The 13,899-nt window shown below is 69.1% G+C and carries 11 protein-coding genes and 2 tRNA genes; 4 read left to right on the top strand and 9 right to left on the bottom strand.

The genetic code is table 11. From position 1 onward, the window contains the following. Nucleotides 1-190: 190 nt before the first annotated feature. Nucleotides 191-415 carry a hypothetical protein gene (locus ACEQX1_RS07770; protein WP_188074782.1) on the bottom strand — a complete coding sequence of 75 codons (225 nt, stop codon included), beginning with the start codon at nt 413-415 and terminating at the stop codon, nt 191-193. Between the two features lie 308 nt (nt 416-723). On the opposite strand from ACEQX1_RS07770, the gene ACEQX1_RS07765 reads away from it, so the two are divergent. Then, a complete protein-coding gene (locus ACEQX1_RS07765; protein ID WP_154653357.1) occupies nt 724-864 on the top strand; it encodes a hypothetical protein in 141 nt (46 codons plus the stop codon). Nucleotides 865-1,191: 327 nt separating this feature from the next. Here the strand turns inward: ACEQX1_RS07765 and ACEQX1_RS07760 are convergent, their stop codons facing one another. The 3 genes from ACEQX1_RS07760 to ACEQX1_RS07750 all read right to left on the bottom strand — a co-directional run bounded on the left by ACEQX1_RS07760 (nt 1,192) and on the right by ACEQX1_RS07750 (nt 4,555). Beyond that, nucleotides 1,192-2,220, bottom strand: a complete 1,029-nt coding sequence (locus ACEQX1_RS07760) for a LacI family DNA-binding transcriptional regulator (RefSeq protein WP_370196689.1) — start codon at nt 2,218-2,220, stop codon at nt 1,192-1,194. A gap of 92 nt (nt 2,221-2,312) precedes the next feature. Next, nucleotides 2,313-3,482 carry a Gfo/Idh/MocA family protein gene (locus ACEQX1_RS07755; protein WP_370196688.1) on the bottom strand — a complete coding sequence of 390 codons (1,170 nt, stop codon included), beginning with the start codon at nt 3,480-3,482 and terminating at the stop codon, nt 2,313-2,315. 14 nt (nt 3,483-3,496) lie between these two features. Next, nucleotides 3,497-4,555 (bottom strand): sugar phosphate isomerase/epimerase family protein, encoded by a 1,059-nt coding sequence (locus tag ACEQX1_RS07750; RefSeq protein WP_370195899.1) that lies wholly within the window; start codon nt 4,553-4,555, stop codon nt 3,497-3,499. Between the two features lie 276 nt (nt 4,556-4,831). Between ACEQX1_RS07750 and ACEQX1_RS07745 the strand changes: the two genes are divergently transcribed. After that, nucleotides 4,832-6,253 (top strand): mannose-1-phosphate guanylyltransferase/mannose-6-phosphate isomerase, encoded by a 1,422-nt coding sequence (locus ACEQX1_RS07745; protein WP_370195900.1) that lies wholly within the window; start codon nt 4,832-4,834, stop codon nt 6,251-6,253. 145 nt (nt 6,254-6,398) lie between these two features. On the opposite strand, the gene ACEQX1_RS07740 is transcribed toward ACEQX1_RS07745, so the two are convergent. Continuing rightward, entirely contained in the window at nt 6,399-7,829 is a 1,431-nt protein-coding gene (locus ACEQX1_RS07740; RefSeq protein ID WP_370196687.1) for a phosphomannomutase, read from the bottom strand. A gap of 234 nt (nt 7,830-8,063) precedes the next feature. Here ACEQX1_RS07740 and ACEQX1_RS07735 point away from each other — a divergent pair, with 234 nt between their 5' ends. Further along, a complete protein-coding gene (locus ACEQX1_RS07735; RefSeq protein WP_370196686.1) occupies nt 8,064-9,227 on the top strand; it encodes a glycosyltransferase in 1,164 nt (387 codons plus the stop codon). 11 nt (nt 9,228-9,238) lie between these two features. Here the strand turns inward: ACEQX1_RS07735 and ACEQX1_RS07730 are convergent. Then, nucleotides 9,239-9,313 (bottom strand) — tRNA-Thr (locus tag ACEQX1_RS07730). Between the two features lie 327 nt (nt 9,314-9,640). Between ACEQX1_RS07730 and ACEQX1_RS07725 the strand changes: the two genes are divergently transcribed. Then, nucleotides 9,641-9,716 (top strand) — tRNA-Phe (locus tag ACEQX1_RS07725). A gap of 118 nt (nt 9,717-9,834) precedes the next feature. Here the strand turns inward: ACEQX1_RS07725 and ACEQX1_RS07720 are convergent. The 3 genes from ACEQX1_RS07720 to ACEQX1_RS07710 form a co-directional block, all read right to left on the bottom strand. Further along, on the bottom strand, nt 9,835-11,733 hold the full coding sequence (locus tag ACEQX1_RS07720) for a putative bifunctional diguanylate cyclase/phosphodiesterase (RefSeq protein ID WP_370194326.1): 1,899 nt from the start codon (nt 11,731-11,733) through the stop codon (nt 9,835-9,837). 6 nt (nt 11,734-11,739) lie between these two features. Further along, nucleotides 11,740-12,564 (bottom strand): substrate-binding domain-containing protein, encoded by an 825-nt coding sequence (locus ACEQX1_RS07715; RefSeq protein WP_370194327.1) that lies wholly within the window; start codon nt 12,562-12,564, stop codon nt 11,740-11,742. A 357-nt stretch (nt 12,565-12,921) separates the two neighbouring features. After that, nucleotides 12,922-13,899: acetyl-CoA C-acyltransferase (locus tag ACEQX1_RS07710; protein WP_370196685.1), on the bottom strand; the 978-nt coding region annotated here is incomplete at its 5' end.

Below are 13,899 nucleotides of genomic sequence, written 5' to 3'. Positions count from 1 at the left end.
GCTGCGATGGCCGAGCCCGATTCGAATGTCGGTGCGGACTCGCGCTCGGCCGGTGCAACCTCTCGCCTCCCCTCCCGTGGAGAGGACAGGGAACTGCAGCTTCGTTTCTGCCGGAGGAAGGGATCATCTGGACGGCCCAGGGGCATCCGGACACGGTCTCGGACCGCCCGATGCCTGCAACCGGCGACAGTTACCAGGTCTGCGTATCGACGAGTTCGTCTTCGATTTCGCGGTCGGTCTTGTTATAGGGCCGCGTTTCCCAGCGATTGTCGGCCCACCGCGCTTCGATATAGTCGAAGGGGTAGAGATATCGCTTCTGCCAGTTCTCATCGCCGGGCCTGCGACGAAGCATGATCCTGAGATACGCTTGCCAAGGACCGAGAAAACCTAGACGATACAACAACGCTTGACGCATATACCTCTCCCCAGCGGGAATGATTATATGCAGCGCGCTGACTTAGCAACCAGAACGATATTTGCCCGCCTAACACAACTCCTTTGCGACCCGGGCGTGCATAAGTGCAGGGCTCCCAGCCGCGGCACGCAAGCGCGCCGGTCTTCCTTGACGAAGGCTTAACGCCGTGCCGCTAGCCCATGCGCTCACCGCATGGCTCACCTGCAAGCATCCCGATACCGCAGCGCAGCAAGACCGCCTATATCTCGCTCATCGGAACGACGCGCCGGACACGCTGGCGCCGCCCCGGACAACATTGGAGAGAGATCATGGCCACCACCCGCCCGAGCACGATGCGCCGCATGTACAACGCCTTCGTCGACGCCCGCTTCCGCTCCGTCGAGCGCGAGATCGCCCGCGTCCGCATCTATCACCTGGAAGACAGCGCCCGTTCGAAGCTCGAAGGCTGAACAGGCACCCGAGGGACAGCCTGTCCCTTGTGAGACGATCAGGCCGGTTGCCGACCGCGTGTCGGCCCCGGCCCGCCATCCGGCCGGCGCGCCATGTGTCCGACTGCCCAACCGGTCCCTGACCGGCAGCGGCGGCCCGGCACGTTGGGAGCGCACCGAGCCGCCTCGTATCTTCCCTTCCGAGATTGCCCACCCCCGGGGAAGACGACACACGCTATCCTAAGCTTACCAGACGTCAATCCGTTGCTGCCCGCAAATTGTGCAGAACACGACGTCGCGACCCGATCGCCCTCGGTCCCGTGACCGGGGCTGCACCGGCGCGCTGCGCTACGGCAGATTGTCCCGCATGAAGATGTCGATGCGGATCTGCTCCTGCGCCTCCAGCACCGGCCGGTCGTCGATCAGCGCCTTCAGGATGCGCACGGCGCTGCGCGCCTCGTGCCCGGCATCCTGGTTGATCACCGCATCGAAGATCCCGTCGTGCAGCGCCGCGCGCGCATGCGGGCTGACCTCGTGCGCCACCACGCGCACCCGGCCGGCGAGCCCCGCCCGTTCCAGCGCCGTCACCACGCCGCGATTGCCCGCGCCGAGGCTGTAGAGCCCGGCGATCTCGCCGTCTTGCGCCAGCAGCTCGCCCAGCAGCGACGCCACCCGCTCGGCATCGTCCAGCCCTTCCAGCGACTGCAGCACGGTCAGATGCGGATATTCCGCCGCCATCACCGTCTCGAATCCCTGCCGCCGCTCGACATGGTCGCGCAGCAGCATCGACCCGGCGACCACGGCGATCCGTCCCGGCGCGCCGCCGCAGAAGCGGCCGAGCAGCCCGGCGGCCGTGCGGCCCGCCACGACATTGTCGATCCCCACGAAGCGGTCGCGGCTGGAACCGGGCAGGTCGCTGACCAGCGTCACCACCCGCACACCCTCTCCGGTCAGCCGGCCGATCGCGTCGCGCACCTCTGCCGCATCGGTCGCCACCACCGCCACGCCGTCCGTCGCCGTGCGGTCGATGGCGTCGAGCGCGTGCGCCAGCGCCGGCCCATCGAAGGCCGGCACCATGGTGACGGTCACCTCGGCGCGCTCCAGCGACGAGTGCCGCGAGGTCGCCTGCACCGCCGCCGCCAGCCCGCGCATGAAGCTGTTGTCGCCGTCCGGCAAAAGGAAGCTCAGCCGGTAGCGGCGCTTCTTCGACAGATTCGCCGCGGTGATGTCGCGGGTGAAATCGAGGCGCTGCATCGCCTCCTCGACCTTGGCGACGGTCTTTGCCCGCACGCCGGCCCGCCGGTTCAGAACCCGGTCCACCGTGGCGAGACTCACCCCCGCCGCACGGGCGACGTCCCGGATCGTCGGTCGCGACATCACGCCTCGTCCATGTCGTCAGTTCCCATCGGGTCCCGCCCGCCGGTCGCCCCGGACGGAGACATACCGGCAGACGCAGCGCAGGCCGCGCGTCAGAGCGCCGTCCACGCCCCGTCATTCTGCGACGACGCCACGCAGGCCTCGATGAAGGCGAGGCCGTCGATCCCGTCCGCCAGGGTCGGCAGCGCCAGCCCGTCCGGCGGCGCCTCGCCGGCGTCCGATGCATGGATCAGCTCCGCCGCCTCGGCATAGATCGTGGCAAACCCTTCCAGATAGCCTTCCGGATGGCCGGCCGGGATGCGCGAGACGGCCGCCGCCGCCGCATTCGCCCCGGCGCCGCCGCGGGTCAGCAGCCGCTTCGGCTCGCCAAGCGGCGTGAACCACAGCCGGTTCGGCTCCTCCTGGCGCCATTCCAGCCCTCCCTTGTCGCCATAGACCCGCAGCGACAGCCCGTTCTCGTTGCCGACCGCCACCTGGCTCGCCCACAACATGCCCTTCGCCCCGCCGGCAAAACGCAAGAGCATGTTCGCATTGTCGTCGAGCTCGCGGCCCTCCACGAAGGACGACAGGTCGGCCGACAGGCGCTCCACCTTCAGCCCGGTGACGAAGCAGGCAAGGTTATGGGCGTGCGTGCCGATATCGCCGATCGAGCCGCCGGCGCCAGCCCTGGCCGGATCGACGCGCCAGCCCGCCTGCTTGGAGCCGGTATCCTCGGCCCGGTCGGCCAGCCAGTCCTGGATGTATTCGGCATGGACCATCCGGATCGTGCCCAGATCCCCCGCCGCCACCATCGCCCGCGCCTGCCGGATCATCGGATAGCCGGTGTAATTGTGGGTCAGGACGAAGACCTTGCCCGAGGCCGCGGCGATCTCCGCCAGCTCCTGCGCCTCGGCCAGCGTCGTCGTCATCGGCTTGTCGCAGATGACGTGGATGCCGACCTCCAGAAACGTCTTGGCGACCGGAAAATGCATGTGGTTCGGCGTGACGATCGCCACCGCCTCGATGCCGTCCTCCCGTTCCGCCTCGGTCGCCGCCATCTCCACATAGGAGCCGTAGCTGCGTTCGGGATCGAGGCCGATCTCGGCCGCCGACGCCAGCGCCTTTTCCGGCGTCGAGGACAGCGCCCCGGCGACCAGCTCGAACCGGTCGTCGATGCGCGCCGCGATCCGGTGGACGCCGCCGATGAAGGCGCCCTGCCCGCCGCCGACCATACCCAGCCGTATGCGGCGTGGCCGTGCCGCGTCCTGTTCCTCGCTCGTCATGATGCATCCCCCCCTCAGCCCTCGATGCCCAGCATGCGCCGGTTCGCCGCCGCGTCCGTGCCGCCCGACGCGAAATCGTCGAAGGCCTTGTCGGTCACCTCGATGATGTGGCTGGCGATGAACGGCGCGCCCTCGGCCGCCCCCTGCTCGGGGCTCTTCAGGCAGCACTCCCATTCCAGCACCGCCCAGGAATCATAGTCGTATTCGGCGAGCTTGGAGAATATCCCGGCGAAATCCACCTGCCCGTCGCCCAGCGAGCGGAACCGCCCGGCCCGCTTGGTCCAGGGCTGGTAGCCCGAATAGACGCCCTGCCGGCCGGTCGGATTGAACTCGGCGTCCTTCACGTGGAAGGCGCAGATCCGCTCGTGATAGATGTCGATGAACTCCAGGTAATCGAGCTGCTGCAGGAGGAAGTGCGACGGGTCGTAATTGATCTGGCAGCGCGGATGGTCGCCGCAGGCCTCAAGGAACATCTCGAAGGTCGCGCCGTCGAAGACGTCCTCGCCCGGATGGATCTCGTAGCCGACGTCGCAGCCCGCCGCGTCGAAGGCGTCGAGGATCGGCACCCAGCGTTTCGCCAGTTCCTCGAAGGCCGTGTCGACCAGCCCCGCCGGCCGCTGCGGCCAGGGATAGAGGAACGGCCAGGCCAGCGCGCCGGGAAAGGTCACGTGGCTCTTGAAGCCGAAATGCGCCGAGGCCTTCGCCGCCAGCTTCATCTGCTCCACCGCCCAGGCCTGCCGCGCCTTCGGGTTGCCCTGTACCTGCGGCACCGCGAAGCCGTCGAAGGCCTCGTCGAAGGCCGGGTGCACGGCGACGAGCTGGCCCTGCAGATGGGTCGACAGATCGGTGATCTCGACGCCGGCCTCGCGGCAGATGCCGGCGATCTCGTCGCAGTAATCCTTCGACCCCGCCGCCTTTTCCAGATCGATCAGCCTTTTGTCCCAGGTCGGCAGCTGCACGCCCCTGTAGCCATGCCCCGCCGCCCAGCCGGCGATGGATTTCAGATCGTTGAACGGCGCCGAATCGCCGAGAAACTGCGCCAGGAAAATCCCCGGCCCTTGCATCGTCTTCATCGATAGCCTCCCGTTCCCGGCGCCTCCCCGCGCCGCCGGCCCCGTCCCGGAGCCCGTCAGCGCCGCATAGAAGCCGCTTGAGGTACGCCTGTCAAAACGCCGAGCCACCCGCGCGCTTCGCCGCGTACGAAGCACGGCATCAACCATCCCGCGCGGCTTTCGCCCCCTCGCTTGCTCTGCCATGGTAGCTAAGGGCAGTGTTCCGGCAGATCACCGGCACATGCAGCCGTCATGCATCTGTGCGATGCCGGACGTTCAGATACGACGAGGAAAGCCATGGAACAGCGCGATCAGGTCCTGCCGATCATCATGGCCGGCGGCGCCGGAACCCGGCTCTGGCCGATCTCCCGCGACACCATGCCCAAGCAGTTCATCGCGCTCCTTGAGGATGGCGTCTCGCCCTTCCAGGCGACGGTCCGCCGGGTCGCCGGCAACGGTTTTGGCCGGCCGATCGTCGTCACCAACAACGATTTCCGCTTCATCTGCGCCGAACAGCTCGCCGCCGTCGGCATCGCCGCCGACATCGTGCTGGAGCCCGAGCGCCGCGACAGCGCCCCGGCCGTGGCGATCGGTGCGCTGATGGCCGAGCGCCGCGCCCCCGGCACCACCTGCCTGGTGCTGGCCTCCGACCATGTCATCCGCGACGAGCCCGGCTTCCTCGCCGCCGTCGCCACCGCCGCGCAGCTCGCCGCAGGCGGGCGCATTATGACCCTGGGCATCACCCCGGACCATCCCTCCACCGCCTATGGCTACATCCGACCGGGCACCGAGACGCTCGGCCACGGCGCGCATGTCCTCGACAAATTCGTCGAAAAGCCCGACCGCGCCACGGCCGAGACCTATCTCGCCGACGGCTTCGTCTGGAACAGCGGCAATTTCGCCTTCCGCTCCAACGTCATGCTCGACGAGCTGCGTGCCCATGCGCCCGACGTCCTGGTCGCGGCCGAAGGCGCCCTCGACGCCGCTGTCACCGATCTCGACTTCATCCGCCTCGACGCCGACGCCTTCAACCGCTCGCCGTCCCTGTCCATCGACTACGCCGTCATGGAAACCACCCGCCTCGGCGGCGTGCTGGCGGCCGATTTCGGCTGGTCCGACATCGGCTCGTGGGATTCGCTCCATGCGATCAAGGACAAGGATGCCGACGGCAACGTCTTCGAGGGCAATGTCGCGGCCATCGACACGACCAACAGCTTCGTGCGCAGCGACGACGTGCTGACCACCGTCCTCGGCCTCGACAATGTCGTGGTCGTCACCACCGACGACGCCGTGCTGGTCGCCGCCAAGGATGCCGCGCCCGACGTCAAGCGCATGGTCGCCAAGCTGCGCAAGGCCGGCCGCAGCGAGGCCAGCGAGCATCTGCGCATCCACCGCCCCTGGGGCTGGTACCAGCGCATCGACATCGGCGACCGTTTCCAGGTGAAGCATATCTGCGTCAAGCCGGGCGGCCGCCTCAGCCTGCAGCGCCATCACCACCGCGCCGAGCACTGGGTCGTCGTCCACGGCACCGCCGAGGTGACCATCGACGACCAGGTCCGCCTCTATCACGAGAACGAGGCCGCCTATCTGCCGATCGGCTGCGTCCACCGCCTGCACAATCCCGGCAAGATCGACCTGAAGCTCATCGAGGTGCAGGTCGGCAGCTATACCGGCGAGGACGACATCGTGCGCATCGAGGACATCTACGCCCGCGGCTGAACGCCGGGCGGACCCTCCCGGCCCCTCCGCACCTGAACGGGTCACCGGCAGCTCCGGCCACCCCGTCCGGCGCGCTCGTCAGGCATATGGGTTCAGCGACGTCCCGATGCCGCGGGCCGTCGCGCCGCGATGCGGCTCGGGAGCCTCAGCCCCGGACCGCGGCCTCCGCCGCCGCCAGCCCCCAGGCCAGCAGCTCCGCCGCCTTCGCCTCCGACCCCGCCTCGACATAGCAGCGCAGCTCCGGCGCGTTGCCCGAGGCGCGGAAATGCACCACCGGCCCGGCGTCGAGGATCACCCGCACGCCGTCCAGCGCATCGACCGACGCGACCGTGCCCGCCAGCGCGAAGAAGCCGGCGCGAAACTCCGCATCCTCAGCGAGCCGCGCCAGGAATTTGCTGCTCGCCGCCTGCGGCACATCCTGCAGCCGGTGCGCCGCCGCATGGCCGGCATCGAGCTCCGCCACCAGCGCCGCCAGGTCCATGCCGCGCCGCCTGGCCATGGCCAGCGTGGCGAGGATCGGCAGCACGCTGTCGCGGGTCGGCAGCGCCGGCAGGCTGCGCCCGTCGCGGGTCACCGCCGAGCCGAGCAGCAGGCCGCCATTCGCCTCGAAGCCGACAATGCCCTCGGCGCCCGCCTGCGCCGCCTCGGCCATGCCGGCAATGACGAAGGGCGAGCCGACCTTCGTGCGCACCACCTTGTTCGCAATGCCGGACGTCTCCACCGCCGAGCTCGACGTTACCGGCGTGACGATCGTCGTCAGCCCCAGCGCCCGGCTGGTGAGGAGCCCCAGCACGTCGCCGCGCAGGATCGTGCCCTTGGCGTCGGCCACCAGCGGCCGGTCGCCATCGCCATCGGTGGAGACGATCGCGTCGAAGCGACCCTCTGCCGCCCAGTCGCGGATCTGCTTCACGTCTTCCGGCCGGTGCGCCTCCGTATCCACCGGCACGAAGGCATCGGAGCGCCCGAGCGCCACCGCAGTACCGCCAAGGGCCGCCACGAGATCCGCCAGCAGGTCCCGCGCCACCGAGCTGTGCTGAAACACGCCGATGGTCAGCCCCGCCAGCGCATCGCGCGCGAAGAAATTGGTATAGCGCCGGGCGAAGACCGCCAGCGCGTCGCGTTCCGCCGCCTGTCCGCCGGCCTCCGGCCCGGGCCGCGGATCGGCCCCGGCAACGGCCGCGAACTCGGCCGCGATGCCGGTCTCGTCGGCCTTGGTGATCTCGCCGCCGCGGCCGTAGAATTTCAGCCCGTTGCGGTCGTCGGGAATATGGCTGCCGGTGATCATCACCGCCGGGCAGCCCTGGTGCATCGCCGCCAGCGCCAGCGCCGGGGTCGGCACCGCGCCGCAATCCACTGCCCTGAAACCGGCGGCATGCGCCGCCGCGATGCAGGCATCGAGGATCTCGGGACTGCTCGCCCGCAGATCGCGGCCGAAAAACACCATCTGCTCGGCGCCCGCCGGATCGCCCGCCCGCACATGGCGCAGGAAGGCCAGCGTGTAGCCGAAGCTCGGCCAGCCCGCGAGGTCGCTCACCAGCCCGCGCAGCCCGCTCGTTCCGAATTTCAGCGAATCCATCCGTCGTCTCCCGCTTGTCCGTCCCCGCGCTGCCAGCCGGAAAGACCGGATCGCAGCGCCATCGCGCACGGCCTGTTCCGCGCTGGCCCCACGGCCTTCGATCGCCCCCCAACCCGTGCCCTCGCCACCGGCGTTTGCCCGGACCGCCGCTCTGATCTAAGGGCGAGACCCGCGGCCGCGGCCCCGGCCCGCACATCCTGCCGCCCAGCGGCGATAGCACGAGAAGGCCGTTTCGTGGAAAGACCCGCCGACACGACAAAGTCCCCGGCCCGTCCCAAGGTGGTGTTCATCATCACCGAGGACTGGTTCTTCGTCTCGCATTTCCTGCCCATGGCGCGGGCCGCGCGCGATGCTGGCTTCGAGACGGTGGTCGTCACCAGGGTCCGCAACCATGCCGGCCCCATCGAGGCGGTCGGCGCCCGCATCGTGCCGCTCGAGGCCGAACGCCGCGAGGTCGGCATCAAGGCCGTCGCCTCGGCGCTCTGGCGCATGGCCAGGATTCTGAAACATGAGAAGCCGGCGATCGTCCATTGCATCGCCCTGCGCTCGATTCTCGTCGGCGGCGCCGCGGCCCGCCTCGCCGGCATCTCCCGCCGGATCTACGCTGTCACCGGCCTCGGCTATCTCGGCGCGCGCAGCGACACGACCGGTCGCGCCATCCGCGCCGCCATCGCCGCCACCATCCGCATCGCCCTCACCGGCAAGCGCACGCGCTTCCTTCTGGAGAACACCGGCGATGCCGGCTTCCTCCGGCTGCCCGCCGATTCGCCGCGCATTGTCGTCGTCGGCGGCGCCGGCATCGACCCCGCCGCCTATCCGCAGGCACCGCTGCCGCAGGCCCCGCCCCTGAAGGTCGCCGTCGTCGCGCGCATGCTGTGGTCCAAGGGCATCGACACCATCGTCGAGGCGGTGCGCCTCGCCAGACGCCGCGGCGTCGACGTCACCCTGTCGCTCTACGGCACCCCCGACCCGTCCAATCCGCGCGCCTTTTCCGCCGAGACGCTCGCCGAATGGTCCGCCGAGCCGTTCATCGACTGGCATGGCCGCACCGAGGATGTCGCCGCGGTCTGGGCCGCCCATCACGTCGCCTGCCTGCCGTCGCGCGGCGGCGAGGGCCTGCCGCGCACGCTTCTCGAAGCAGCGGCCTGCGGTCGCCCGCTCCTCACCACGAATGTGCCCGGCTGCGGCGACTTCGTGCGCGACGGCGAGGACGGCATCGTTCTTCCAGCCGGCGATTCGCAGGGCTTTGCCGCCGCGCTCGCCCGCTTTGCAAGCGAGCCGGAGCTCGCCGCCCGCATGGGCGCCTCCGCCCGCGCCCGCGTCGCCAGCGGCTACACGACGAACGACGTCGAACAGGCCGTGGCAAAGCTCTACCGCGACCTGGCCCAGACGATGTGATTTTGAAGAAATGGTGCTGCCGCGGGGATTTGAACCCCGGGCCTCTCCCTTACCAAGGGAGTGCTCTACCCCTGAGCTACGGCAGCGATGGGGGCTGTTTCCTTGATTTCGCCGCGCGCGTCAACCGTCATTTCGGCTCTTCCCGACGGATTTTGCACTGCAGCGTCTCCTCTCCCCATCGACGCCGCGCGCCAAAACCGGCGCGACCGTCGTCCGGCTGTCACGAAACCCTGTTCTCCTCGGGCCGAACGCCCTCTCCGCGCCCTGTCGCTCAAGGGCCGGACGCCGGTTCGCAACGCCCCGCCAGACTTTTTCGCATTTGCGATGACAGAGCGCTGGACAGGGGCCGGGAGCTTTTCTATAAGGCCCGAGCTTTCGCCGGACGCCTCACGAGGCCGTCGCGGGTGGCAGGCGCCCAGGTAGCTCAGTTGGTAGAGCATGCGACTGAAAATCGCAGTGTCGGCGGTTCGACTCCGTCCCTGGGCACCACTTTTCCCAAAGCCATGATCTGAACGCCGCCAGCCGGTTCTCGTCGCGTCCGCGTACGTTGCGCGCAGCCCAGCGTCCGCCCTGGGCAGAGACGTAGGGAGCACCGCCTGGGTGGGCGTCAGCTCGCCTGCGTCAGCTCGGGCGCGCACCGCGCGGAGGGCTGGACCACGGTCTCCGGGGCGGCAGACTCCAGCTCGGCCGCCTTGCTTTTCCAGTCCGCCAAAAGCTGCGCGATCGAGGCCGACGGCACAGGTCGGCTGTAGAGGAAGCCCTGCACTTCGTTGCAGCCCTGGGCGCGCAGCAATTCCGCCTGCTCAAGGGTTTCGACGCCCTCCGCGTTCGAGACCATGCCCATCGCCGCGCCCAGGTTGATCACCGCCGCCACGATGCTGTCGGCATCGAAACAGGTGCCGAGGTCGGAGGTGAACGAGCGGTCGATCTTGATCTTGTCGAAGGGGAACCGGCGCAGATAGCTGAGGCTGGAATAGCCGGTGCCGAAATCGTCCATGGCGATCCGCACGCCCATCGCCTGCAGCGCCCGCAGCGTCTCGATGGTCTCGTCCGTATGGCTCAGGAGCACGCTCTCGGTGATCTCGATCTCCAGGCGGTGCGGTTCGACGCCCGCCTCCGCCAGCGCGCTGCGCACGGTCTCGACGAGATTGCCATGGCGGAACTGCACCGGCGAGACATTCACCGCGAAGGTCAGCTCCGGCCAGTCGCCGGCCTGCCGGCAGGCTTCGCGGATGACCCATTCGCCGATCGGGATGATCAGGCCGGTCTCCTCGGCGAGCTGGATGAAATCGTTCGGCTGGACGATCCCGTCCTCGCCGCGATACCAGCGGATCAGCGCCTCGACGCCCTTCACGCTGTTGGTCTTCATGTCGATCTGCGGCTGGTAGTGCAGCTGCAATTCGTTGCGGGCGATGGCGTGGCGCAGCGCCAGCTCCAGCGTCTTGCGGGCCACCAGCCTGTCGTTCATCGCCTCTTCGAAATAGCGGAACGTGCCGCGCCCGTCGTTCTTGGCGCGGTACATCGCCATGTCCGCCTGCCGCAGCAGATCCTGCCCGTCGCGGTCTTCGGGGTCGCGGCGCAGCGCCACGCCGACGCTGACGCCGATCATCACCTCGTTGCCCAACAGGTCGAAGGGCTTCGACAGCTCCTCGATCAGGCGTTCGGCGAGGCGCGCCGAGCCGGCCGGCTGCGCGAAATGCTTCTGGATGATGGCGAATTCGTCGCCGCCCAGCCGCGCCAGGACGTCGTTGCGCCGCAGGGTCGCCGTCATCCGCTCGGTGACCTGGCGCAGCAATTCGTCGCCGGCCGCATGGCCGAGGAGATCGTTGACCTCCTTGAAATGGTCGAGGTCGAGGCACAGCACCGCCATGCTGGCGTCCTGCCGGTCGACGTCGGCCACCGATCGCACCAGCCATTCGTTGAACAGCGAGCGGTTCGGCAGCTGGGTCAGCGGATCGTGGCTGGCCAGGAACGAGGCGCGGTCCGCCGCTCGCCTGAGGAGCCGCAGCGGCAGCGTGCGCAGGGCGAAGAACACCCCCAGCGCACCGGCCGCGCAGACGAGGAACAGCAGGGCCGAGGTCTTGGCCAGCGCGAAAAGGCTCTGGGTGATCAGGATCCGGCCGGCCACCGCCCCCGAATCATAGACCGGGTGGGCGGTCGTGACCGTCGGCCATGGCAGCGCCGCGGCGCCCATGCGGGTCACCTCCCCGCCCTCGGCATTCAGGAGGGTCTTGGTCATGGTCGCGTCGGTGAAGGCGATGATCTCGTCGATCCGCAGCGTCTCGAACTGCCACATCTGCGGATTGCGCCCGACGATCTGCGACACCAGCCGCGAATTCAGCCGCGCTTCGGCGGCGAGGCTCCCCTCGGCATAATGCAGGCCGTAGTAGAAATGCAGCGCCGGCGGCACGACGGCGACGAGCACCGACACGACCAGCGCGAGGATGGTCGTGAAGCGCAGCATCGACGGCGCGATCACGTCCCGTTCGGTGGGCTGCGACATCATCGGCGGCTACTCGGCGGGCGTGTGGTCGTTCGCCGCCAGGATGGCCCGGCCCTCCGGCGAGAAGACGAAGTCGACGAACGCCTCGGCGGCCGGCGACGTCTGCGCGGTGCTGACGATATAGAGGCTCTTGATCAGCCGCTGGCTGCGCGGGTCGGTGGCGCCCGGCGTCGGCCGGATGCCGTCGAGCTCCAGCACCTTCAGCTTGCGGCCTTCGGTGGCGATCTGGCCGAGCGCGATGACGCCGACCGAACCGGGCAGGCGCTCCAGCGTCTCGGCATTTTCCTGGTCGTTGGTGGCGCTGACGAGGCCCGGCCGTTTCAGCGCATCGTCGACCGCCGCGGCCATGTCGTCGGACAGGCCGCGCAGGATCTGCGTGTCGGATTCCGATTCCGGCCGCAGCACCACCCGGATCGCCTCGCCCGACGGCCATTCGCGCAGCGTACCGGCATAGATCTTCGCGAGGTCCGGCGTCGTCACCGCCGCCGCGTCGGTTCCGGTCGAGGTCACGACCGCCAGCGGCGTCGTCGCATAGAGCCGCGCGATGGCGCCCTGCTCCGTCTCGGCGTCCTTGAGCGCCCGCGAGCTGACCGACAGGTCGATGGCCCCGGCCAGGAGCGCCTTGACGCCGCCGCTGCTGCCCAGGCTCGGCAATACCTCGATCTCGCTGTCGGGATGCGCTGCTGCAAAGGCCTCGGCCAGGAGGCTCATCCCGCCCAGCGCGACGCCGGTGCCGCCGATGCGCAAGCTATCCGCCGAGGCCGCGGGGCTGAAGGCCACAAGGCCCAGCACGACCGACAGGCTGCGGATTCCGGCTTTCGTCACGTACTGCATCGGGCGCTCCCCTGCGGCCATACTAAGGACGACTGAGTTATCGGGGAGTCTCACCACGCAGAATTGCATGCATCTGCAACCAACGACATAGTAATACTATGATATGATTGCGCCCAGAACATCGTCGCAAGGACCAGTTGCGCGGAAATCTGTTAAAAAACCTGCGCATGGACCGGGCGAATCTTTGTCGATCCGGCCGGTTTGATCCATGACGCTGCGCCGGGAGCACAGCCCGGCGAGGGCCGGCAAACATGCGATTGACGGCGGCGGCCACCATCCGCCCCCCCTCATGCGTTCCGGACGCTGCCGCCGCGGGCGGAGCACGACGGCGCGTGCGCCGCCGCCGCTGTCGTACGGTCAGACCCGCTCGAGGCCGATGGCGATGCCCTGGCCGACGCCGATGCACATCGTCGCCAGCGCGCGCCGGGCGCCGGTCAGCGACAGTTCCAGCGCCGCCGTGCCGGTGATCCGCGCCCCCGAGGCGCCGAGCGGATGGCCGATGGCGATGGCGCCGCCATTCGGGTTCACATGCTCGGACTCCTCGGAAATCCCAAGCTCCCGCAGCACCGCGATGCCCTGGCTTGCGAAGGCCTCGTTCAGTTCGATCACGTCGAAATCCGTCGGGTTGAGCCCCAGCCGGGCGCAGAGCTTCTGCGAGGCCGGCGCCGGGCCCATGCCCATGACCCGCGGCGAGACGCCGGCCGTCGCCCCGCCGAGAATGCGCGCGATCGGCTTCAGCCCGTAGCGGCGCGCCGCCGGGCCCGAGGCGATGATCAGCGTTGCGGCGCCGTCATTTACGCCCGAGGCGTTGCCGGCGGTCACCGTGCCGCCCTCCTTGCGGAACGGCGTCGGCAGCCTGGCCAGCTTCTCCACCGTGGTGTCGCCGCGCGGATGCTCGTCGGTGTCGACCACCACCGGGTCGCCCTTGCGCTGCGGGATCGTCACCGGTGTGATCTCGCGGGCCAGCCGCCCCGAGGCCTGCGCCGCCGCGGCCTTGTGCTGCGAGCGCACGGCGAAGGCGTCCTGGGCTTCGCGGGTGACGCCGTAGTCCGCGGCGACGTTCTCGCCGGTCTCCGGCATCGAATCGACGCCGTATTGCGCCTTCATCAACGGATTGACGAAGCGCCAGCCGATGGTCGTGTCGTAGATCGCCGCATTGCGCGAGAAGGCCGTCTCCGCCTTGGGCATGACGAAGGGCGCGCGCGACATGGATTCGACGCCGCCGGCGATGGCGATCTCCATTTCGCCGGAGCGGATCGCCCGCGCCGCGGTGATCACCGCGTCCATGCCCGAGCCGCAGAGCCGGTTCAGCGTCACGCCCGGCAGGCTGGTCGG

It is taken from the genome of Aurantimonas sp. (assembly GCF_964217435.1).
Taxonomy (GTDB): domain Bacteria; phylum Pseudomonadota; class Alphaproteobacteria; order Rhizobiales; family Rhizobiaceae; genus Aurantimonas; species Aurantimonas coralicida.
Note: the sequence above shows the minus strand (reverse complement) of the source record. Positions and strands in the feature narration are given on the sequence as shown.

Excerpts from the sequence above, each read along its gene's own strand:
- ACEQX1_RS07770 (WP_188074782.1), bottom strand. The coding sequence starts at position 415 with ATGCGTCAAGCGTTGTTGTATCGTCTAGGTTTTCTCGGTCCTTGGCAA.
- ACEQX1_RS07750 (WP_370195899.1), bottom strand. The coding sequence starts at position 4,555 with ATGAAGACGATGCAAGGGCCGGGGATTTTCCTGGCGCAGTTTCTCGGC.
- ACEQX1_RS07715 (WP_370194327.1), bottom strand. The coding sequence starts at position 12,564 with ATGCAGTACGTGACGAAAGCCGGAATCCGCAGCCTGTCGGTCGTGCTG.
- ACEQX1_RS07745 (WP_370195900.1), top strand. The coding sequence starts at position 4,832 with ATGGAACAGCGCGATCAGGTCCTGCCGATCATCATGGCCGGCGGCGCC.
- ACEQX1_RS07755 (WP_370196688.1), bottom strand. The coding sequence starts at position 3,482 with ATGACGAGCGAGGAACAGGACGCGGCACGGCCACGCCGCATACGGCTG.
- ACEQX1_RS07760 (WP_370196689.1), bottom strand. The coding sequence starts at position 2,220 with ATGTCGCGACCGACGATCCGGGACGTCGCCCGTGCGGCGGGGGTGAGT.
- ACEQX1_RS07740 (WP_370196687.1), bottom strand. The coding sequence starts at position 7,829 with ATGGATTCGCTGAAATTCGGAACGAGCGGGCTGCGCGGGCTGGTGAGC.
- ACEQX1_RS07720 (WP_370194326.1), bottom strand. The coding sequence starts at position 11,733 with ATGATGTCGCAGCCCACCGAACGGGACGTGATCGCGCCGTCGATGCTG.
- ACEQX1_RS07765 (WP_154653357.1), top strand. The coding sequence starts at position 724 with ATGGCCACCACCCGCCCGAGCACGATGCGCCGCATGTACAACGCCTTC.